Annotated in this window: 17 protein-coding genes, 1 tRNA gene and 1 pseudogene; 7 read left to right on the forward strand and 12 right to left on the reverse strand. The window is 69.4% G+C overall.

Features of this window, described 5'->3' with window-relative positions; all coding sequences use genetic code 11:
* The 5 genes and pseudogenes from ACE3N6_RS15810 to ACE3N6_RS15830 form a co-directional block, all read right to left on the reverse strand.
* Positions 1-185: transposase (locus ACE3N6_RS15810; RefSeq protein ID WP_374246747.1), on the reverse strand; the 185-nt coding region annotated here is incomplete at its 3' end.
* 54 nt (positions 186-239) lie between these two features.
* Positions 240-1,307: pseudogene (locus tag ACE3N6_RS15815) on the reverse strand (IS66 family transposase); the annotation flags it as partial.
* A complete protein-coding gene (locus tag ACE3N6_RS15820) occupies positions 1,199-1,669 on the reverse strand; it encodes an IS3 family transposase (RefSeq protein WP_374246748.1) in 471 nt (156 codons plus the stop codon). The gene ACE3N6_RS15820 and the pseudogene ACE3N6_RS15815, both read right to left, overlap by 109 nt.
* Positions 1,670-2,226: 557 nt before the next feature.
* Entirely contained in the window at positions 2,227-2,571 is a 345-nt protein-coding gene (locus ACE3N6_RS15825; protein WP_374246749.1) for a helix-turn-helix domain-containing protein, read from the reverse strand.
* A 781-nt stretch (positions 2,572-3,352) separates the two neighbouring features.
* On the reverse strand, positions 3,353-4,060 hold the full coding sequence (locus ACE3N6_RS15830) for an HNH endonuclease (RefSeq protein WP_374246750.1): 708 nt from the start codon (positions 4,058-4,060) through the stop codon (positions 3,353-3,355).
* Positions 4,061-4,343: 283 nt separating this feature from the next.
* Here ACE3N6_RS15830 and ACE3N6_RS15835 point away from each other — a divergent pair, with 283 nt between their 5' ends.
* Positions 4,344-4,568: a helix-turn-helix domain-containing protein gene (locus ACE3N6_RS15835; RefSeq protein ID WP_374246751.1), complete on the forward strand. Its 225-nt coding sequence runs from the start codon at positions 4,344-4,346 to the stop codon at positions 4,566-4,568.
* Between the two features lie 49 nt (positions 4,569-4,617).
* Here the strand turns inward: ACE3N6_RS15835 and ACE3N6_RS15840 are convergent, their stop codons facing one another.
* Positions 4,618-4,884 carry a helix-turn-helix transcriptional regulator gene (locus ACE3N6_RS15840; RefSeq protein ID WP_374246752.1) on the reverse strand — a complete coding sequence of 89 codons (267 nt, stop codon included), beginning with the start codon at positions 4,882-4,884 and terminating at the stop codon, positions 4,618-4,620.
* Between the two features lie 418 nt (positions 4,885-5,302).
* Complete coding sequence (locus tag ACE3N6_RS15845) at positions 5,303-6,223, reverse strand: AraC family transcriptional regulator N-terminal domain-containing protein (RefSeq protein WP_374246753.1); 921 nt, start codon at positions 6,221-6,223, stop codon at positions 5,303-5,305.
* 275 nt (positions 6,224-6,498) lie between these two features.
* Here ACE3N6_RS15845 and ACE3N6_RS15850 point away from each other — a divergent pair, with 275 nt between their 5' ends.
* The 4 genes from ACE3N6_RS15850 to ACE3N6_RS15865 are packed head-to-tail and all read left to right on the forward strand — an operon-like array spanning position 6,499 to position 10,789.
* Positions 6,499-6,957: a (2Fe-2S)-binding protein gene (locus tag ACE3N6_RS15850; protein ID WP_374246754.1), complete on the forward strand. Its 459-nt coding sequence runs from the start codon at positions 6,499-6,501 to the stop codon at positions 6,955-6,957.
* Positions 6,958-6,967: 10 nt separating this feature from the next.
* Positions 6,968-9,172 carry a molybdopterin cofactor-binding domain-containing protein gene (locus tag ACE3N6_RS15855; protein WP_374246755.1) on the forward strand — a complete coding sequence of 735 codons (2,205 nt, stop codon included), beginning with the start codon at positions 6,968-6,970 and terminating at the stop codon, positions 9,170-9,172.
* Positions 9,173-9,205: 33 nt separating this feature from the next.
* Positions 9,206-10,204 carry an XdhC family protein gene (locus tag ACE3N6_RS15860; protein WP_374246756.1) on the forward strand — a complete coding sequence of 333 codons (999 nt, stop codon included), beginning with the start codon at positions 9,206-9,208 and terminating at the stop codon, positions 10,202-10,204.
* Between the two features lie 3 nt (positions 10,205-10,207).
* Positions 10,208-10,789 carry an NTP transferase domain-containing protein gene (locus ACE3N6_RS15865; protein WP_374246757.1) on the forward strand — a complete coding sequence of 194 codons (582 nt, stop codon included), beginning with the start codon at positions 10,208-10,210 and terminating at the stop codon, positions 10,787-10,789.
* Between the two features lie 6 nt (positions 10,790-10,795).
* On the opposite strand, the gene ACE3N6_RS15870 is transcribed toward ACE3N6_RS15865, so the two are convergent.
* Positions 10,796-13,630 (reverse strand): ATP-binding protein, encoded by a 2,835-nt coding sequence (locus ACE3N6_RS15870; protein ID WP_374246758.1) that lies wholly within the window; start codon positions 13,628-13,630, stop codon positions 10,796-10,798.
* Positions 13,631-13,871: 241 nt separating this feature from the next.
* Here ACE3N6_RS15870 and ACE3N6_RS15875 point away from each other — a divergent pair, with 241 nt between their 5' ends.
* Together ACE3N6_RS15875 and ACE3N6_RS15880 are read left to right on the forward strand one after the other, a co-directional pair.
* Positions 13,872-14,051, forward strand: coding sequence for a hypothetical protein (locus tag ACE3N6_RS15875; RefSeq protein ID WP_374246759.1), 180 nt, complete (start codon positions 13,872-13,874; stop codon positions 14,049-14,051).
* A gap of 171 nt (positions 14,052-14,222) precedes the next feature.
* A tRNA-Pro gene (locus ACE3N6_RS15880) sits at positions 14,223-14,299 on the forward strand.
* Between the two features lie 38 nt (positions 14,300-14,337).
* Here ACE3N6_RS15880 and ACE3N6_RS15885 read toward each other — a convergent pair.
* The 4 genes from ACE3N6_RS15885 to ACE3N6_RS15900 form a co-directional block, all read right to left on the reverse strand.
* On the reverse strand, positions 14,338-15,504 hold the full coding sequence (locus tag ACE3N6_RS15885) for a hypothetical protein (protein ID WP_374246760.1): 1,167 nt from the start codon (positions 15,502-15,504) through the stop codon (positions 14,338-14,340).
* Positions 15,501-18,386 carry a DUF4157 domain-containing protein gene (locus ACE3N6_RS15890; RefSeq protein WP_374246761.1) on the reverse strand — a complete coding sequence of 962 codons (2,886 nt, stop codon included), beginning with the start codon at positions 18,384-18,386 and terminating at the stop codon, positions 15,501-15,503. The genes ACE3N6_RS15885 and ACE3N6_RS15890 overlap by 4 nt, the downstream gene beginning before the upstream one ends.
* Positions 18,387-18,390: 4 nt before the next feature.
* Positions 18,391-19,530 (reverse strand): DUF4157 domain-containing protein, encoded by a 1,140-nt coding sequence (locus ACE3N6_RS15895; protein ID WP_374246762.1) that lies wholly within the window; start codon positions 19,528-19,530, stop codon positions 18,391-18,393.
* A 22-nt stretch (positions 19,531-19,552) separates the two neighbouring features.
* On the reverse strand, positions 19,553-21,464 hold a 1,912-nt coding region (locus ACE3N6_RS15900), incomplete at its 5' end, for a polymorphic toxin type 4 domain-containing protein (protein ID WP_374246763.1).

A 21,464-nucleotide genomic window follows, 5' to 3' on the forward strand; every position in this document is an offset into this window, starting at 1 on the left:
TCAAACCGGGCCGCCGCTGTCCAGGCCCGCTCGCGAGCGGGCCTGGACAGCGCATCACTCCTCCAGCGCTCCAGGGTCGAAACCCCTACACCGATTTCATGCGCAACCGACTCCACCGTTGCACTCTCCGGCGGCAGCAACCGCGCCACCGCTCTGTCTTTGAATTCTTGTCCGTATCGCGCCAAGTCGTTCTCTCATCATCGCCCCCGAATTCAGGATTCTATCGAGGTGGCAAGTATTCTGACGCGGGGGGCCTGGCGCGCCTCGGCATCCAGCTCACGCGCCGCCAACTCGATGGCGTAGACGGCGGCGATTCGCTCCAGCGCCTCGCCGGCGATCTGGCTCTGCCCGTGCTCCTGCAACTCGAAGAACTTGCGTCGGGCGTGGGCCATGCAGCCCGCTTCCGTCACGCCTTTGGCGATCAAGGCCTTGTAGCCCACGTAATCGTCGCAGACAAGGGTGCCGCGCCAGTCGCCGAGGAAGTCCTGGGCGTGCTTGCCGGCGCGGCTGTCGGCAAAGTTGTAGATCACCGCCCGGACCGGATCGTGGGCACCGATGCTGTAGGACCACAGGTAGGCCCGGTGCGCCTTGCCGGCCCCCGGGTCGAGCATGGCCACCGGCGTCTCGTCGGCATGCAATACTGGGAAGGTGAGGAGTTCTGCCTTCAGCGCATCGACCAAGGCTTGAAGCTGCACGCCCATCTGGCCGACCCATTGGGCGAGCGTGGATTGGGGAATCGCGAGCCCCGCCCGGCCGAAGATGCCTTCCTGGCGGTACAGCGGCAGATGATCCTGATACTTGGCCACCAGCACCTGGGCCAAGAGCCCGGTGGTGGGGATACCCTTGTCGATCACGTGGGCGGGCACCGGGGCCTGTACCAGGGTTTCGCACTGGGCACACGCCCACTTGCCGCGGATGTGGCGCTCGACGCTGAAGGTGCCCGGGGTGTAGTCGAGCTTCTCGGCCACGTCCTCGCCGATGCGTTTCATCTGGCAGCCGCAGGCGCAGGTGGTGCTGTCCGGCTCGTGGCGGATCTCGGTGCGGGGCAGATCAAACGGCAGCGGCTTGCGCTTGGCCTGTCCCTTGGCCGCAGACTGTTTGCCGGAGAGCTGTTCCAGCTCCTCGGTCATCGCCGCGAGGTCGGCTTCGACCGTCTCCTCGAACAGCTGGGCCTGCTCCGCCGGCAGGCGCTCGGTCTTCACGCCAAAGCGCCAGCGCTTGTGCAGCGAGAGTTCGTGGGTGAGCTGGTCGATCTTGCTCTGGCGCCAGGTGAGCTCCCGGTCCTGTGCGATGAGCAGGTGACGCAGGGGATCGGCGTCGAGTTCGTGGAAGTTGGCGGGCAGCGGCATGCGCAAATCATGCCCTGCCGGTGATCCCGGCGCGTGGTGACGACGAAGCCCCGGTGCCGGCTCACGCCGCGCTGCCCGGCCAGACACATCAGGCGCGCCACCCGCTTGCTGCTGGTCTTCACTCCCTGATCGATCACCTCCGCCCGGATCCGCGCCCGGCCGTAGGTGCCATCGGATTCGGCGCGGATCGTACGGATCCGTTCAATCAGCTTCATTTCCCGCCGACTGGGCGGGCGCTGGTGCCAGGCGAAGAAGCTGCTGGGTGATACCTGAAGCACGCGGCACTGGGTACGGACGGGAAAGTTGGCCTGGTTCGCCATCACGAGTTCGAAGAGTTCGACGAAGCCGCATCGCTCTTTCAGGCGAACCAGGCCGAAGCCTTTGCCAGGATGTCGCGCTCCATCTTCACTTGGCGCAATTACCGACGTAGACGCGTGAGTTCCTCGCTCTCGGCTCTCGAGAGGCCTTCCTTGCCGGGCAAGGGCTTGCCTGCATTCCTGGGGGCCTGGGCCAGCCAGTTCATGATCTTCTGGGTGGTCGGGCCGAACTCCCGTGAGAGTTCAGCCGGGCTACGCGAGTTTGAGTATCTGTTGGCGAAACTCCGCCGGGTAGGGGAGGTCTGGATTTGGGCATGGTGGACTCCTTGTTCCTGATGGATGGGTTTTCCACGGAAACGGGGCAACGTCACCCCCCCCTGGGCGTGACTACCACCCTTTCCCTTGAGTCGAGAGAGTGGCTTGAGCAGATAGTGTTAAGGAAGAAAGATCTAATTTTGTACTGTTCTGGTCCCAGAACAGTACAAAATTGAGATAAGGAGGCTTGGCTGCTTGGACGCGTTGGTATGCGGCAGATGCCTTCCCCGCGAACATCATCCGGCCTATGGCTGGTCGGCTCCAGTCATCGGGCCTTGGGACACCGAACCGTCCGCCTCGGACGCCACCCGCCGGGCGGTCAGCCGACGAACCCGTTCGCGCTGCTCTGCGGGAAACGCGAAGAGAGAAACCCCTAACTCCCGTGCGACATGCAGCACCGTGGCGAAGCCTACGGACCCTGGTGTGGTTTCAAGTTTCTGCATCGTGCTCTTCGCAATGCCAGTAATTAACGCAGCTTCTTCGAGAGTCAGGCCACCCTGGGTTCTGGCGGCCCGGATGAACTCTGCAACGGCGGCCGCGTCCTGCAACAGGGGCTCGTCGGGGAAGGCTTTTGGCGTGACTCGACGCATGCTGATCTCAAAAATACTGTTAAGACGGTATTTTAGGCCGCAGATGGGGGTTTTTGCGATTAAATACCGTTATGGCGGTATTTAAGCTGGTCGCTGTGGTTCCTGCACCGTTCTTTCCGCATGGCTGAGGTAGGTCGGAGCGTGCTACTCGTCGGTTTGTTGGAAAGCTGCGCCTGAGACCGAATAGCTCCCCGGTGCAAAGAGCGTCGATCAGCCAACGCTCCCGGCCAGAGTTCAAGCGTACACGGCAGCTAGGTATTCACCGTTGAACTGGCTCGTGCCATCTCCAACTGGCTCACGCATGTCGGCGAGCAGTCAATGATATTCATAGGCGCAACTTGAAGGTGGTACGGGGCTGGGGGCTGTAGGCGCGCAGTCCAACATATCCATGCGAACCCATATTTTTTGGGTTGCCGGTCTGAGCTACCCCAGCAAAGCGGCTCAGCCAAGAACCTCGCTTTGCGTATCCAATTCGACACATGTTTGTTGGTGGGCTGAGCCCAGCCCTCCTGGCGCGAGCCTGGAAAAGCCTTCAACTCAGCCTCGCCAACAGGTTCATGCCCGTCGGAGCCGCCTCGCCCGCCAGCCGTTCGTCTCCAGGTGCTAGCCTCGCCGCCTGTGCCGGTTTCTCAAGACAGTCCCCCAGTGCCGGCTTATCCCACGTCGGCTGGTGTGTAGTCCCCGTCCCGACGTGCGGCAGTTCGATGAACTGCATGAAAGTATAGTGCGACGTCCCTGGAATGACGTGGCGTGATTCCATTTTCTTTGGGATGACCTGGATTCACCTTGCATGGCCTGTGGCACCTAGCAATTCCCGACGGTAGCTCAGGATGGTCTGCGGATGTAGTCCCAGGCTTTTGGCGAGTTCCGCGGTGCGCTGGGTTGGATCGGCAATCATGTCAAGGCCAGCGTCAGTCAGCTTGTAGCGCTTGTCGTGCCTGGCATTGAAGTCCCTGCGGGAAGTGTGCTCACCAGCGACGCGGAGGTGGTAAGGGTTCAGACATGTCCGGTCGGCGCACCTGTGGCCGACGATGTCGTATCTGCCAAGCGGGCCGTTAAAGAGCGCGTAGATTTTGCGGTGCGCTCCAACGACATCGCCAGCGTGTGTTGTCTCACACAACTGTCTGTAGCCGTCAAATGTCGGATGAAGCCAGTCCGCGTAGAAGCAATCGTCGGGAGTGAATCCCCCGAATCTTGCATCCAGACGAGACGCCTCGGTGCTGAGCACGAGGGGGCGGGGCGTGAGGACTGGTGATGCATCGCTTCGGTCATCGGCGAAAAGGCGTGCGAACCGCGCCCGCGCTTCTCGATGAAGAAGCTTGTCCCGATGGTTCTCGGCATCTCCGCCAACGTACAAATGGTAGGGGTTGTGGCACTGGCTGTTCCCGCACCGATGTAACACCATGTCGTTGCCCCTGAGAGTGCCTATCAGCAGTTTGACGACAAGACGATGGGCGCCAACTTGGCGGTTGAACTCTTTGGCCAGCAACGAGGCGTAGCCATGGGGACCACGAGGTAGCCAGGTGGCGACGAAGCAGAGTTCTTCCGATACGCCGAGGAATCGAGAGTCTCGTGGACCTGCGGGCGATAGAGGGTTTGATGGGGACATGTCGCTCGTTCTTCCCTGAACCAGACAGAGGCTTGACCAGTGTGTATCTAGCCTCGTTTGTTGATGCGTATAAGTCACAATGTGGGATGTGACTTATACGCGGCTGACTTAAACGCGTCAATCCAGTGAAGATGCGTCGGCTTTCCATCACGCCCGACGAAGCTTGACATCAACGTATCCTCGCGCCCGCGCCATTCTGGCCGCCAACGTCCGTGCGCTGCGCGCTGCGAAGGGGTGGTCACAAGAAGACCTTGCACTGGAGTCCGGGCTGCACCGCACATTCGTGGCTCACGTTGAGCGCGAAGTCAGGAATATCTCGATCGACAACATCGAGCGTCTCGCAGTGGCGCTCGGGGTGACCGTTGGGGAACTGCTCTCCGCTCATTGAGACCAACGGGGCTTCTCCGGCCCGAACGCCTGCTGAGCGACGAGAAGGTTCAGTGGCAGGTACGACGAAGCGTGGCGCGAGGACGCCCGCGGGGTTTGCCTTGAATGGGTCTCGGGATTGAGGTCGTATCGCAGTTGATGCCCAGCCTCAGGTCGAGCCACGCGTAGAAGATCTGCGGGTGCCAGTACACCCGCCGCCCGATTGCCTGCGGTTGCACGATGCTGCCGTCCGCAAGCCAGTTGTCGATGGTGCGCTTCGAGACGTTCAGAATCTGTGCCGCCATCTCTTTGGTGATCGGGGTGTAGGGTTCGGTCATTGTCGACGTGCGTCCAAAGACGAGTATAGGTCGACGGAGCACGAAACCTGCGATTTATCCGAATTGCATTTATTGAGCAGGGGCGACTAACCCGATCTGTGCTCCAATCCTGCTCCAAGAGGCCCGGAAAATTCGATACGTTGTTGCATTCAGCTGCGCGCTGTTGCATAGTAAAGCCTTGATTAAACGGTGTTTTGATTAACAAGTACCGTGTTTGCAGGGGTTGGAAACGCGTTCGGGACGCAGGGGCCGGAGGTTCGAATCCTCTTTCCCCGACCAATCATTCCTGTCGAGCCCGCCGGGGTTCGGCGCAAGATGGAGCATCGCCCACAGGGCCATGCTCCATTTTTGTTTTTGCCGCCCGGGCTCGTCGGGCGGTGCTTTCCGATCTGCTCCCCGGTGTCTGCCCAAGCCGCCCTCAGCGCATCCGCGCCACATCCCGCAGGGGCGGGGCGCCGAACAGGCGGCGATACTCCCGGCTGAACTGGGACGGGCTCTCGTAGCCCACCCGGCGCGCCACCGACGCGGCATCGAGCGATTCGAGCAACATCAGCCGGCGAGCCTCCTGCAGCCGGATCTGCTTCTGGTACTGCAGCGGACTCATCGCCGTGAGGGCCTTGAAATGCTGGTGGAGCGACGACTTGCTCATGTTGGCGGCGTCGGCCAGCGCATCGATGGACAGCGGCTGGTCGAAGTTCTCCTTGATCCACGCCACGGCCCGGGCGGTGCGGTGGCCCTGGCTGTCGGCGGCGGCGATGGCCCGCAGGCGCGACCCCTGTTCGCCGGAGAGCAGGCGGTACAGCAGCTCGCGCTCGTGCAGGGGCGCCAGCACCGGAATGTCCTGGGGCGTATCGAGCAGCCTGGCGAGGCGTAGCAGGGCGTCCATCACCGGCAGGGTGAGGGCGCTCACACCCAGCCCGAGCTGGCCGTTGCCGGACGAGGGGGGCGCGAACGGCAGGCCGCCGGCCAGTTCGGCGATCTTGCGGGCGTCCATGTCGAACACCGCGCACAGGTAGGGCTTGTCGGGTGTGGCCTCGGTGATCTGGCCCATCACCGGCAGATCCACCGAGGTGATGAGGTAGTGCCGGCTGTCGTACTGGAAGCGTTCGTCGGCCAGCATGAGGTGCTTGCTACCCTGTACGGCGACCGCCAGCACCGACCGGTACACCGCGCAGATCGGCGTGCTGGTGCTGGAGGCGCGGAACAGGCTGAGGCCTGGCACGGGCGTCGTCATGGGGCCGTCGTCGGTGCAATATCGTTCAATGATGTCGGCCAGGGCCCGGCGCGCGGCGTCGAGCGCAGCCGCTGGCGCCGAGGGTGAAAGGCCTGATTCGAGCATGGTTTTTCCTCGTCGGGGGCTGGCCGAAGATTAGCGCCGGCCGGGGCGGAAGGCCACGTGTTGGGTTCAAGTCTGGAGGATCGGGCAAGAATCTCACAGGATTCTGCAATGCCGTCCGGCTTGACCTGGGCTAAATTCCCTAAAAACGTGAAGGCGTGAGGAGTGAGGGCGTCCTGACTGGTCGGGTTGCGCTCGTGCTTGTCAGCGCAGGGCGTTTCAGCCCGGGCCCTCCTGACGCCTCCCGCCCAACCCCTCGCCCCCCTCGGAGATTGAAGATGATCCAGCTCACCGTGAACGGCACGCCCCGCAAGGCCGATGTCGACGCCGACACCCCGCTGCTATGGACGCTGCGGGATTCCCTGCTCCTCACCGGCACCAAGTTCGGCTGCGGCGCCGGCCTGTGCGGTGCCTGTACCGTGCACGTGAATGGCCAGCCGGTGCGCTCGTGCGTCACCCCGGTGTCGGACGTGGTGGGCAAGAAGGTCACCACCATCGAGGCGGTGGATGGCTCCCGCGTCGGCAAGGCGGTGCAGGAAGCGTGGCGCAAGCTGGACGTGGTGCAGTGCGGCTACTGCCAGTCGGGCCAGATCATGAGCGCCGTGAGCCTGCTCTCGACCAAGCGCAAGCCCACCGATGCCGACATCGACGCTGCGATGGCGGGCAACCTGTGCCGTTGCGGCACCTACGTGCGCATCCGCGCTGCCATCCACGAAGCCGCCAAGGCCCTGGCGTAAGGAGCCCTCCATGACCACCCAACGCCACAACCCCATCGAGAACCTTTCCCGCCGCGGCTTTCTGCAGGGCGCCGCGGGCCTCACCCTCGGCATTGCTGTGCCCGGCATCGGTCAGGCGGCCAAGCCCGCAGCCAGCGGCGCCGCGGCTGCCAGCTTTGCGCCCACGCCCTTCCTGCGCATCGGCGCCGACAATTCCGTCACCGTGATCTCCAAGCACCTGGAGATGGGGCAGGGCACCTACACCGGCCTTGCCACCATCGTCGCCGAAGAACTCGACGCCAACTGGGCGCAGGTCAAGGTTGAAGGCGCGCCGGCCGACGCCAAGCGCTACAACAACCTGTTCTTCGGCGCCGCCCAGGGTACCGGTGGCAGCACCGCGATGGCCAACTCCTGGGGTCAGATGCGCCAGACCGGCGCCACCGCCCGGGCGATGCTGGTCTCCGCCGCCGCCAAGCGCTGGAACGTGCCGGCCGCCGAGATCGGCGTGTCCGAAGGTGTGGTCCGCCACGCGGCCAGCGGTCGCAAGGCGAGCTTTGGCGAGCTGGCCGAAGCCGCCGCCCTCGAAGCCGTGCCGGCCCAGGTCGCCCTCAAGGACCCGAAGGATTTCCGCCTGATCGGCAAGCGCGCCCCCCGCAAGGACAGCGCCGCGAAGACCGATGGCTCGGCCCAGTTCACCCAGGACGTCCACCTGCCCGGCATGCTGGTGGCGGTGGTCGCCCACCCGCCGCGCTTCGGCGGCAAGGCAAAGTCGGTGGATGCCAGCAAGGCCAAGGCCATCAAGGGCGTGGTGGATGTGGTGACGGTGCCTGCCGGCGTGGCCGTGCTGGCCCGCGACACCTGGACCGCCAAGAAGGGCCGCGACGCGCTGGTGGTCGAGTGGGACGACAGCGCCGCCTTCAAGCTGGGCTCCGACGAGATCCTCGCCCGCTACCACGAGCTGGCCGGCAAGCCGGGCCTCGTGGCGCGCACCCAGGGCGACGCGGCCGGCGCCTTTGCCGGTGCAGCCAGGGTGGTCACCGCCAGCTACGACTTCCCGTATCTGGCCCACGCCGCAATGGAGCCGATGAACTGCGTGGTGCAGCGCACCGCCGACGGCCTGGAGGTGTGGAACGGCGAGCAGTTCCAGACCGTCGACCAGGCCACCCTGGCGGCGATGTTCGACCTGCCGCCCGAGAGGGTGACCATCCACATGCTCTACGCTGGCGGCAGTTTTGGCCGGCGGGCGTGTACCCAGTCCGACTACCTGCGCGAGGCTGCGTCCATCGTCAAGGCCAGCGGCACGAAGGCCCCGGTCAAGCTGGTGTGGATGCGCGAGGACGACATGAAGGCGGGCTACTACCGCCCGCTGTTCCACCACCGGATCGAGGCCGCGCTGGACGCCGACGGCAGCATCCGCGCCTGGCGCCACCGGCTGGTGGGCCAGTCGATCATCACCGGCTCGGCCTTTGAGTCGGTGATGGTGAAGGACGGCATCGACGCGGTGTCGGTGGAGGGCGCGGCCAACCTGCCCTACGCCATCCCCAACCTGCAGGTGGAGCTGCACACCCCCAAGGACATCGGCGTGCCGGTGCTGTGGTGGCGCTCGGTGGGCTCGACCCACACGGCTTACTCCACCGAAACCTTCCTCGACCGGCTGGCCGCCGAATCGAAGCAGGACCCGGTCGCGATGCGCCTCAAGCTGCTGGACAAGCATCCGCGCCACGCTGCGGTGCTCCGGCTGGCCGCCGACAAGGCCGGCTGGGGCAGCCCGCTGGCGGCCGGCAAGCCCGGCGAGCGGCGCGGGCGTGGCGTGGCGGTGCATGAATCCTTCCACTCCTTTGTTGCTCAGGTGGCCGAGGTGACGGTGGCCGCCGACGGCAGCGTGAAGGTGGATCGGGTGATTGCGGCCGTGGATTGCGGTATGGCGATCAACCCGGACAACGTGCGGGCGCAGGTGGAAGGCTCGGTGGGCTTTGCCCTGTCGGCCGCGCTGCACGGCGAGATCACCCTGAAGGATGGCGTGGTGGAGCAGGGCAACTTTGGCGAGTACGCGCCGATCCGCATCGACGAGATGCCCAAGGTGGAGGTGCACATCGTCCAGTCTGCCGGCAACCCCACGGGTATCGGCGAGCCGGGCGTGCCGCCGGTGGCCCCGGCCGTGGCCAACGCGATCGCTGCGGCCACCGGGCGGTGGCTTACCCGGCTGCCTTTCCAGGCCAGCCAGCTCAAGGCCTGACGATGGCCGCCCGTTGCCGGAAGGAGGCAAATCATGGATAGCCAGGATCTGCAGGTGCTCGCGGCCCTGCGCCGCTGGGCGGCCGAAGGCCACCGGGCGGCGCTGGTCACGGTGGCCCGCACCTGGGGCTCGGCGCCGCGGCCGCCTGGGGCCTGGATGGCGCTGCGGGACGACGGCCGGGTGCAGGGTTCGGTGTCCGGCGGCTGCATTGAGGACGACCTTGTTGCCCGCATGGCGGACGGCCGCATCGCCGGCAGCCAGCCCTTCGTGCTGACCTACGGCGTGACCCGCGACGAGGCGGCCCGCTTTGGCCTGCCCTGCGGTGGCACGCTGGAGCTGGTGGTGGAGCCGGCGCCGGACACGGCCCGGCTCGCCGATCTGGCGGCGCGGATCGAGGCGGGCCAGCTGGTGCGGCGCACCGTCGACCTCGACGGCGGCGCGGTGGCGGTGGCCGATGCCTGCCGGGGCGAGTTGCTCGCCTGGGATGGGCGGCGCCTGTCCACCCTCCACGGCCCGCGCTGGCGGCTGCTCATCATCGGCGCCAGCCAGATCGGCCGCTACCTGGCGCCGATGGCCCAGGCGCTGGATTACGCGGTGAGCGTGTGCGACCCGCGGGAGGAGTACGCCGCCGAGTGGGACGTGCCCGGCGCGCCGCTGGTGCCCGGCATGCCCGACGACGCGGTGACGGCGATGCGGCCCGACCCGCACACCGCCATCGTTGCGCTCACCCACGACCCCAAGCTGGACGACATGGCGCTCCTCGAAGCGCTCAAGTCGCCGTCCTTCTACGTGGGGGCGCTGGGTTCGCGGGCCAACAACGCAACCCGGCGGGCGCGGCTGCTGGCGTACTTTGACCTGTCGGCGGCGGAGGTGGGCCGGCTCCACGGCCCCATCGGCCTGCCCATCGGCAGCCGCACGCCGCCGGAGATCGCGGTGTCGATCCTGGCCGAGATGACCGCGGTGAAGAACGGCGTGGCGGTGATCCGCCCCGAGCCCGCCACCCCGGCCAGCGCCGGCTGCGGGCTGGGTTAGCCGGTGGCGCACATCGTCGGCCTGTTGCTGGCGGCGGGGCAGGGGCGGCGCTTCGGGGCCGACAAGCTGCGCCAGCCGCTGGCGGACGGTACGCCGGTGGCGGTGGCCGCCGCCCGGGCCCTGAAGGCCGCATGCCCCGACAGCATCGCGGTGCTGCGCCCCGAGCAGGATGAACTCGCCGGGCTGATCGAGGCCGAGGGGCTGGCGGTGATCCGCTGCGCGGCTGCCCGCGACGGCATGGGCCACAGCCTGGCTGCCGGCGTGGCGGCCAGCCCGCACGCCGCGGGCTGGCTGGTGGCGCTGGCCGACATGCCGTGCATCCGCGTGGCAACGCTGGGCGCCGTGCGCGACGCGATTGCGGACGGCGCGGCCCTGGCTGCGCCGGCGTTTGCCGGCCGGCGCGGGCACCCGGTGGGGTTTGCCCCGCGCTGGCGCGACGCGCTGATGGGGCTGCAGGGCGACGAAGGCGCCCGGGCGATCCTCCGCGCCAACGGGGCATGCCTGACGCAGCTTGCGCTCGACGACCCGGGCGTGCTGCTGGACGTGGATACGCCCGCCGATCTGGCCTCGCTCGGGCGCGGCTGAACGCCCTCAGGCCCCCGGCCCGAGCCAGCGGGCGAGGGTCTCGAAGAGCAGCTCGGGCTCCACCGGCTTGGCGATGAAGTCGTTCATGCCGGCCTGGGTGCAGCGCTCGCGGTCTTCGTCGAAGGCGTTGGCGGTCATCGCGATGATGGGCGTCAGGCGGTGACCGGGGAGGTCGCGGATGCGGGCCGTGGCTTCGAGGCCGCCCATTTCGGGCATCTGCATGTCCATCAGGATGGCCGCGTAGCTGGCGCCGGCCGCCTTGGTCACGGCGATCCGGCCGTTGTCGGCCACGTCCACCGCCAGCCCGGTGTCCCGAAGCAGTTCGATGGCCACCTCCTGATTCACCGGGTCGTCTTCCACCAGCAGGATCGGCGTGCCGGCGTGGTGGGCACGGAGGCGGGCTTCGGCGCAGTCGGGCGCGCCGCTCGGAATGTCGACGGGCGCCGCGCCGGCTTCGAGACGGGCGGTGAACCAGAAGCGGCTGCCCTTGCCGGGGGTGCTCTCCACGCCCGCGTCGCCGCCCATCAGCCGGGCCAGACGCTGGGTGATCGCCAGCCCCAGGCCGGTGCCGCCGTACTTGCGGGTGGTGGAGGCGTCCACCTGCCGGAAGGGCTGGAACAGATCCGGCAGCCCGTCGGCGGCGATGCCGATGCCCGTGTCTTCCACCTCGAAGCGCACCGTTAGCCGGTCGCCGTCGCGGGCTTCGAGCCGGGTGCGCAGGACGATGCTGCCCGCCGGGGTGAATTTCACCGCGTTGCTGGCAAAGTTGAGCAGCCCCTGGCGCAGCCGGGTGGGATCGCCCACCAGGTGCAAGGGCACGTCGTCGTAGTCCGCGTCCAGCCGCAGGCCCTTGGCCGCGGCCGGCTCGGCCACCAGCGAGCGCACGTAATCCACCACCGAGCCCAGGTGGAAAGGGGTGTGCTCCAGCACCAGCCGGCCGGCCTCGATCTTGGAGATGTCCAGGATGTCGTTGATGATCGCCAGCAGGTGATGCCCGGCGTCCTCGATCTTGTCCAGACGGTCGGCCTGCTCGGGCAGCAGCGGGCCGCGCCGCAGGGTGTGGGTGTAGCCGAGGATCGCGTTCATCGGGGTGCGGATCTCGTGGCTCATGTTGGCCAGGAAGGAACTCTTGGCCATGTTGGCGGCGTCGGCGGCATCCTTGCCAGCCTGCAGGGCGGCTTCGGCTTCGCGGATCAGGGTGATGTCGGTGAAGGTGGCGATGAGGCCGTCGCCCAGAAGCTGGCCGCCGATCAGCAGGGTGCGGGTCCGGGCGTCCTTGCCGGCGACCCGGTACTCGATGCTGTCCACCTTGCCGTCGTCGCGGGCGGCGGCCCGGGCGAGGGCGGCGTTCCAGGTGTCCTGCACCTGGCGGCGGTAGTCCGGGTCGGGGTAGGCGCGCTGCCACCAGTCGGCCAGGGTGGGGATGTCGGCGGGGCTGTAGCCGAACAGCTCGACGAAGCGCTGGTTGATCGACTTGATCCGGTCGCCCTTGCAGTAGGCCAGCGCAACCGGCGCCGCGTTGAACAGGGCCTTGAAGTGGCGGGTGCTCTCGGCGATGAGCACCGACTCCTTGGCGGCGAGGAGGGCGCGCTCGGCCTCGCGGCGCTCGGTGATGTCCCGCGACAGCACGAGCACGCGCAGCTCGCCCCCGTCGGACCGCTTGCGGGCGGCAGAGAGCTCGAACCAGTGCTTGCTGCCACCCAGTTCGAGGCAGATCGTGCGGCCGTAGTCGTGGCCGGTGGTGGCGGCGGCCTGGATGGCGTCCGCCACCGTGCGGGCCTCCCGGCCGGGCAGCACGGCAGACACGTGCCGGCCGATGAGGTTGGCGCGGGAGACCACCAGCAGCTCGTCCTGGTTGCTGAACACGTTGACGTAGTGCCCGTGGGCGTCGAACTCGAAGAGCAGGTCGGGGATCGCCTGGAGTGTGGCGGCGAGGCTCTGTTCCGCCTCGCTGGTGGCCGCGTGGGCTTCGCGCAGCTCGCTCAGGGTGGCCTTGAGAATCTGGGTCTGGTGGGCGACCTGCCGGCGCAGCGTCACGTTCCAGGCAAACAGCACCAGCCCCGCCGCGCCCACCGCCATCAGGCCCCACACGACATAGCGGCCGTAGAACTCGATGTCCAGCGGCGAGCCGAACCACTTGCTGCGCAGTGCCGACAGCTCCGCCGGGCCGATGGTGGCCATGCCCTGCTCGACAACCCGCAGGGTCTCCGTGTCGCCCTTGCGGGTGGCCCGCCGGGCCTGGCCCTCGTACAGCGCGAAGGCCTTGCGGAAATCGCGCTGGGCGTGGGCCTTGTAGAGGTAGAAGTTGGCCGGGATCTCGTCCAGGCAGAACAGCTTGATCTCCTGACGCTTGGCCGCGGCGATGAGTTCGGTGTAGTTGGGGTACTCGACAAGGGTGGCGATGCCGCTGCCGTTGAGGTGGTGGATGCAGGCGTCGCCCGCCTGCACGCCGATCTCGAAGCCCTTCAGGGTGCTCACCCCGCCGATGCCGCCGATGGTGGTGTGGGTGTAGATGGCCACCGGGAGATCGGCGTAGGGGGCGGAGAACTCGTACAGCGCCTCCCGCTGGGGGGTGCGGTAGATCATGTCGATCACGTCGGCGCGCCCGTCGGCGATCATGCGCTGGGCCTCGGCCCAGTTGGTGGCGGTGAGGACGACCCGGATGCCGGTGCGGGATTCCCACTGCTGCCAGAGATCCACCAGATAGCCCTCCACCTTGCCGTCGGCGTTGCGGAAGAGATAGGGCGGGTAGTTGTCGTCGCTCACCACCCGCAGCGTGCGCGGCCCGGCCGGCGAGGCGGGCGCGTCGGGGGAGGCGGCCAGCGCCAGACCCGCCAGCACGGCGGACAGGAACGCGGCAGTCAGGCGGCACAGCAGCGAAGCGGCGCCGCCTGGGGCGCGCGCCGGTGCGCCATGCGATTTGGGGCGGGGCGTCGGGTTTGTCACGGGCGGCGTGGCGCGATCGTTGTTGCAGTGCAAAACGTGCTTGCGAAAGCCGGCGTATGGTGGCTAGAATTGCGTTGTGCGGTGCAGCATAGCGCGTGCATCGTCATGATTCAGTCATCCAGAAGGAAGGTTCATCATGCCCCATACCCATGCCCACACGAAGGCCGAGGCGTGCCACGACGCGCTGGAGGCTTTCGAGCGCGAACACCACCATGCGCCGGATGCCCACGAAAAGGCCCGTCTCCTGTCGGAAACCGTCAAGGAGTGGGAGCGCGAGGAAGTCTCCGCCACCCACCCGGACGCCAAGCTGGCCTGAGCGGCCATGGGGCGGAGCAAATGCTGCTGCGCCCCGCGATAGAAAAAATGTATCGATCTTCTTGCACCTTCGGCTGAGTTCGTACATAATCGCGGTCTTTCCAAGGCGCTGTATGAAACTTTATCGGCGCCACGCGAAATACCTTGAAAATTTACGTTTTCGAGGTAGAGTCGGGGAATAGCTCAGCCTGGTAGAGCACTGCGTTCGGGACGCAGGGGCCGGAGGTTCGAATCCTCTTTCCCCGACCAAGAATTCCCGCAAAAAGCCACTCTTCGGAGTGGCTTTTTCATTTTCCGGCGTCGCTTCCGGGCCCCGGCGTGGGGCCGAGGAAGGCCGCCAGCGCGGCGAAGGGGGTGGTGCCGCCGTGGCGCCAGCGACGCAGGGCGGCGTGGGGGTTGAAGGCGCCGCGCCCCTCCACGACGACGATCAGCGTCTCCGGGAAGACCTGGGCCGGGTCGAGCACGCGGTGCCAGCGCCCGCCGTGGCAGAGCGCGGCCTCGCCCACGAAGGCGGCGATGGCCTCTTCCCAGATCGGGGTGGCCGGGCTGCCGGCCCAGTGGCTGGCCAGGGCGGCGTGGAGCGACGGGTTGTCGGGTGTCACGCCGAAGCGGGCGCTCACCTGATCGGCCAGAAAACGTTGCCGGGCGGCGAGCGGCGGGCTGGCCGGGCGCACGGTCAGGGCCGGGCCGGTGTCGGGCTGCCAGCGCAGCAGAGGCGGGCGCGACCAGGTTTGGCCAAGGCCGGGGAGGGCGGCGATCAGCGCCGTTATCGCGGCGGGGGTGGCCGGGTCGAGCTCGACGACGCTGGCGCCGCTGGCTGCGCGGGCGCAGTGCACCCCGGCCGGGAGCGTGGCCTGTCGCCAGTCCACGTCGGTGAGCCAGTCGGCGCAGCGCCAGTTGAAGGCGCCCAGCGGAGGCGCCGCCACCTCGACCGCGCCGGGGGTGAGCGCGTGGCCGGCCAGGCGGGCGGCGAGGATGAGGGGCGCGTCGGCCACCGCCCAGTCGGCCTGACAGGCTTCGAGCAGGCCGCCCAGCAGGTCGGGCAGCCGCGCGGCGGACAGCTCGGGGCAGCGCGAAACCGCCATCACCGCCCCGGCCCGCAGCGGTAGCGTCAGGGCCCAGCCGGCGCCGCCGGTGCGCAGCTCGACCACCTCCGGATCGGCCACGGCGGCGGCCAGGGCGTCCGGCGTGAGGTGGGCAGGGCCGCTGTCTGCCACGTGGGCGATGCCTTCGGCGCCGACAGCCGCCAGCGCCTGCTCCAGCCCCGCGACGGCCCGCGCCTCCAGGGCGGCTTCGTGCTGCCGCACCGGGCGGTAGCGGAGGGGTGTGAGGCCGCAGTGGTGCAGCAGCCCGTCGATGCCTGCGAGCAGCGAGGCCGAGCGGATGCCGGTGGGGCTGTCGCCGACGAGGGCGAGTTCGCGGTGGCGGAAGTAGGCGGGGCTGGGGGAGGTCATGGCTCCATGATTACCGTTCCGCCTCGAATTTGGTAGGGCCGGACGGTGCCGAAGCGGATGCGCCCGAGGATGGCCATGACCTCGGTGTTGCTGAGGCCCTGGCGCATCAGCCAGCGGGCGAATTCGCGGACGATGAGGTTGTGGGTCTGGGCGGTGAGGTTCTGGCTGGTGACCACCTGGAGCACCGCGTTGCCGGCGGCCGGGTTGATGCTGGCCTCGATGCCGGCGGCCCGGTACATGCGCTGGAGCGAGCCGGCGGTGTCGAGGGCCTGGGCGTTCTCCAGGCCGGGCAGCAGGTAGTTGCGGTGCTTCACTTCGGTGAGCAGCGGGCCTTCCTGGGGCATGGGGCCGAGGCGGCCGGTCTGGGCGACGTCGGGGATCACCTCGCTCTGGGCGGTGCTGCGGCCGCTGAAGGTTTCCGGCGCGTTGAGGCTGTAGCGCAGCTGGGTTTCGGCCGGGGTGGCGCCTTGGCGGGCCGCCACCATCTGCTCGTCGAACTGCCAGACCATCCGGGTCTGGCCGCTGGCGGCGTCGCGCATGCGCCAGTTGCCGCCGTAGTTTGCCCAGCGGGTGTCGCCCCACAGTTCGATGGCGGAGGGGCCCTGAGGGGCCGACGCGGCCCGCTCGGGCAGTTGCAGCATGGGCGGGGCGGCCGGCAGGCGGATCGGCCCGCCGGGGCCTTGGAACTGCAGCGGGGCGGGCGCGGCGGCGCCCTCTGCGGCCGGTGTCGCGCCGCCGCCGGGCCCCAGCAGGCCCCGGGTGGGGCCGGTGACCTCGCCGTTCACCACGCTCAGCATCTCGCCGTTGCCGCGCAGGATGTAGCCCATGCCGGTGTCGGCGTGGCCGACCATGGTGACGAGCTCCCCGTTGGCCAGCCGGAGCCGCACGGTGCGGGTGCCGGTGGCGGCGTCGTCGAGGATGCCGAGCACTTCGAAGGGCTGCGGGCCGGGTTCGGCCCGGGGCAGGATCAGGGGGGCGTCGCCGGCGCTGAGCAGGGGCGGGCGGGCGTTGGGGGCCCACGGGCCGGGGGCCTCGTTGCCGGCCAGGCTGAGGGGGCCGCGTTCGGCCAGGGCGAGTTCGGAGCCCGCGCTGCCGGCGCCGCGCAGGAAGTAGCTGCCGGCGCCCAGCCCGCCGCCGATCCCGAACCCCATGCCCAGGCCGAGGAGGTATTGCTCGGGGGTGTAGGCGCCGCGACGCCAGATCTGCTGGGCGTAGGGGTTGGAGAAGTCGCGGGTGCCGGTGTAGGCGTGTTCGATGCCCATCGTGGTGACGGTGACCGCGCCGCCTTCGATGCCGCCGGCCAGCACGCTGAAGGCGAGGGTGCCTTCGGCGGCGAGGCCGAGGCCGCCCACTACCGCGGCGCCCATGCCGGCGGTGGCCACCATCAGCGCCACGGTGACGACGCCGATCACGGCGGTGCGCACCGCCGCGCAGTGGCGCAGATCCTGCATCTCGTCGAAGGACAGCTCGCCGCGGTCGTAGGATTCGGCGATGTCCCGCTGGGTGCGGCCGCCGAACAGGTCGGTGATCGCCAGGCTCATGGCGTTGGCGTTGGCGCTCTCGCCCCAGGCCGCCGCGGCCATGTAGTTGCCTTCGTGCATCAGCTGGCGCTGGGCGGCGGCGGCTTCGCTGGCCCGCGCTTCGGTGGATTCGCTGAGGGTCACGTCCCGCGGGTTGGCGGTGCGCCAGGCCTGGTAGTCGGTGCGCAGGGCGGTGAGGGTGTCGAGGTGGGTGCCGAGGGTGGCGTCGAGATCGCCCACGTAGCCGCTGGCCACCGAGCTGGCGGCCAGCCCGCGGGCCCGGCCGCGCGCCGCGGTGACCTGATCGATCAGCGCGCCGATCTCGTTGAGCCGGGCGCCGGCAAAGTGGGCCCGGGTGCGGGTGTTGAAGGCGGGGATGGTCGTGGCGTATTCGGTGGCCTGGGCCTGAAGGCCGGCGGCTTCGCCGATCTGGCGGACGTCGTGGGTGACCTCGCCGGCCAGGCTGGCGAGGCGCTGGCTGCCAAAGGCTTCGTCGAGGGCGCGCAGATCCACCCGCCCACCGCTGAGGGGGACGTCGTGCCCGCGGATGCGGCACACCGGCCGCTCGGGCAGCACGGTGGGCCCGGGCGGGGCGGCGTTGGTCACCTCCACCGGCTCGCTGTCGGGCACGATGCTCTCGGCCTCGAACCAGCGGCGGGCGATGAGGCGGCGGATCATCATGCCGGCAAACTGGGGGCTGCCCTGGTTGCGGAAGATGTTGTAGAGCGCCTCCCAGGGGTCTTCGGGCTGGTATTCGGTGTCGCTGGCGAGGACGTCGGAGAGCACCTGGGCGCTGCCGGCGGCGGTTGTGGCGGCGCCGGTGCCGTGGGTTTCGCGCCGGAGCAGGGCGGGGCCGGCGTCGGCTTGCAGGGTGTGGGCCACCTCGTGGGCGAGCAGGCGACGCCCGCTGGCGGTGTGGGGCTGGTACTCGCCGGGGCCGAAGAAGAGGTTGGTGCCCCAGGCGAAGGCGCGGGCGCCCACGGCCCGGGCGGCCTGCCCGGCGCCCGGGCCGGTGTGGACCCGGATGGCCGAGAGGTCGGCACCCAGCCGGCGTTCGAAGTGCCGGCGCTCGCCCTCGGGCAGCGGGACGGGTGGCCGGTCGGCCTGGGCCGGGGCCCAGCCGCCGCTCGGTGTGGGCCGCGGGGCGCCCAGGGAGCGTCGGCTCAGGGTGGCGGCGCCGCTGGCGCAGGCGGGGCAGGGCGTGCCGCCGTCGCCACAGGCTGCGCAGGCCAGCGCCTGAGGCGGTGCGCTGCCGGTCAGGGTGTCGGCGACGCGGTCGGCCTGGCGTTCGGCAGGGTCGCTTGCCGTGCCGACCCGGGGCCGTCGGGCGTCGTCGTGGACGTGCTCGCGTCGCGCGGTCATGGCTTTATTTGTCCGGCTGGCCGCCCAGCGCGGCGCGGATGGGCGCTGGCACGAAGGGCGCCTTCAGCAGATCGACGGTGACGAACACGCCGACCCCGGCGGGGGTGGCGCCGGCACCGGCGGGGGCGGGGAGGGATTTCATCACCGTGGCGGTCTGGCCGTCGGGGCCGGTGACGGTGGGCTTCCAGTCGAGCCCCACGCCGCTGCCCGCCTGCAGCGAGACTCCGGGCATCACGCCCCAGGTGGCCTTGGCGGTGCTGAGGCTGACCCCGCTGGCGGGGTCGATTTGCCAGCCCAGGTCGAGGCTGAGGGTCATCGGTGGGCACCACGCCAGCTTTCGGTGGGCGAGCCCCAGCAGGTCGTCGCCGGAGAACGAGGCTTTGAGCTGGGTGGGCCCGCCCGGGGTGGCGGGCAGGATGTAGCGGAAATCGGTGAGGGTGGAGTAGGGGATGAGGCCCAGGGGGGCAGCGAGGTTCACGTCGGAGAGCAGCTTGCGGCCGGCCGGATCGCTGAGGCCGGCGCCCAGGGCGAGGCCGTAGGTGCCGGCCCCGAAGCCGGCCACGCCCACCTGCTGGCCGGTGCCAAGAGCGTTCCACTGGCCCAGGGCGTAGCGCTTGGCGGGGTCGAGGAGGGTCTGCTTGACGCCTTCGTTCTCCTTGGCCTGTTCGACGACGGTCTTGACGCCTTCGGTGAGCGCCTCGGCGGCCTTGTCGCCGTCCTCGGGCTTGGGGGCTTCGTCGAGCTGCAGGGCGGTCTGGCGGCGGGTGCCTTGCTCCAGCACGTGGGCCAGCTCGTGGCCCAGCAGGCGACGGCCGTCATGGGTGCCGGGGCGCCAGCGGCCGGGGGCAAAGCCGATGTCGCGGCCGGCGGCGAAGGCGTTGGCGCCCAGGTCGAGGGCGGCCGGGGCGTCGGGGTGTACGCGCACCCCGGCGAGATCGGCGCCCAGGCGGTTCTCAAAGTAGCGGCGTTCGGCGGCGGGGAGCGCCTGCCCGGGCCCCAGCGCCAGGGCGGCTGGGGCCGGATCGCGGGCGGCGCGGCTGGACGAGGGGGGGCGTTCGCCCCGGGCGATGCGGTCTGCCCTGCTTTCGGCCGGCTTGTCCCGGGCGATGGGCGGCAATTTTTGCCGTTTGGTGGGCGTGTCCATGGTCGATTCTCCGCCACGTGGGTCATTCGAAAGGTCGCCAGACGGCGATCACCGGCTCGCCGCTCGGGCCGGGCCGGACGGTGAGGCGCTGGAAGCGCAGGTCGTTGGGGTCGCGGCGGCGGATCGTCCAGCTGCCGTCGCTGCCCCGGGCGCGGATGTAGCCGGGTGGCAGCACCGCCGTCGCCACCGGGGTGTCGATCAGGGGTTCGACGCTGGCCCAGTTTTCGGCGCGCACGATGGGCGCCGTGCCGCCCCGGGCGCGCATGGCAAAGCGGGTGCGCAGCCGGGCGGGCACATCCACCAGGTCGAAGTAGTTGGAGAGTTCCGGGCTCTCGGTGATGTTGGCCAGCCCGTGTTCGACGGCAAACGGCGCATCGCGCCCCACGGCGATGCGGTACTCGAAGAGGAACTCGGGCGACCCGCTGCCGCGCTCCACCGAGACCCGGTAGCGCACCTCGGCCAGCCTGGAGGTGCCCGAGTGGGCCTGGGTGAGGGTGGACAGGTGGAAGCGCTCGCCCGGCGCGGCGGCGGCCTGAAAGCCGCGCAGCAGCTCCTCGACGCCGTTGTTCTGGATGATCTGGTTGACCTCGGCCGGCGCCAGCAGGATGCCGAAGGGGCTCTCGAAGCCGGTGCCCTGGCCCAGGGTGTGGGCGCGCTCCATGCCGGCCACCTCCGGCCGGCCGTGCTCGCCGGCGCTGAGGAATTCCAGCTCGGTGTCCCGGCGGCCGGCGCCGCGGCGGATGGTGGTGTCGTGGCGGACGAGGCCGTTCTCGCGCCACACCCGCGTGCCGTCCGGGAAGGTGTAGACCACGCCTTCGGGCAGGGGGGCGAGGGTGCCGTCCAGGTTTCGCGGCAGATCGGTGATGTCGTTGAAGCGGCGCACCCGGTAGTCGAAGGGCGGCTCGGACGAGACGCGGGCCGGCCCGCGGAGGCTCAGGTCGGGCTCGCCGCGACCGCCCCGCCCGGCGATCACGCCTTCGGGCACGCCAAAGCCGGTGAGCCGGGCCTGGAAGGCGTCGGCCGCGGTCTGGAGGTTGGCGATCTCCTGCTGCAGCCGGTGGGCGGTGTCGCTACCCGGGGTGAGGCCGGACAGGGCGCGTTCCCGGGCCTCGATCATGCGGGCGTGCTTCTGCAGTTCGAGGACCACCTCCTCCTGGTTCGACAGGGTGCCGCCACGGGCCCAGGCCCGCACCCGCTCCAGCATGCCGCGCAGGTTGCCGGTCTCGTCGCCCCAGCGGCGCAGCGCCTGCACGGTTTCCCGGTGGATGGTCACGTCGCCCAGGCGGGTGCCGGGGCCAACCCACAGGTCGAGCCGTTGCACGCCGTCGAGCCCCACCGCGTAGCGGATTTCGGCGCTGCCCGGGGCCAGCCCGCCGCCCACCATCACGCCGTCGAGCCCGAGCCGCTGGGCGATGCCGGGGTCGTCCACCGGCACGCCCATCTCGGCGGCGGCGCGCACCACCAGCTCGCGCCGGGCGCGGAAGGCGGCGATCAGGTCGTCGGCGCGCCCCTCGGGCACCACGTCGAGCCGGCGCAGCAGCGCCGCGGCGGATTCGTCCTCGCCGGCCAGGGCCAGCCGGCGGGCGTGGAAGAGCCCTTCGAGCTGGGCTTCGGACCAGCCTTCCATCGCATCGGCGCGGCCCAGGGCGATGGCGTCGAAGGCGCCGATCACCTCGCGCACCGCGCCTTCGCCGTGCACGCGGGTGACCCGCTGCCAGGCAGCGCTGGCGCCCTGGAACAACGCCCCGCCCACCAGCCCGCCCACCGCGCCGAAGGCTGCGCCGCGGGTGAGGGCGGCCATCAGCGCGGCGATGGCCGAAGCCACGCCGCGATCCCAGGTGGCCTCGTCGACGGCGGTCTGGAACAGCTCGCCGGCGGCGCCGCCGATGGCGCCGTCGATGATGCTCTCGGCGATGGCCGCGCCGGCGCCGCCG

Source organism: Zoogloea sp. (assembly GCF_041904905.1).
Lineage (GTDB): Bacteria > Pseudomonadota > Gammaproteobacteria > Burkholderiales > Rhodocyclaceae > Zoogloea.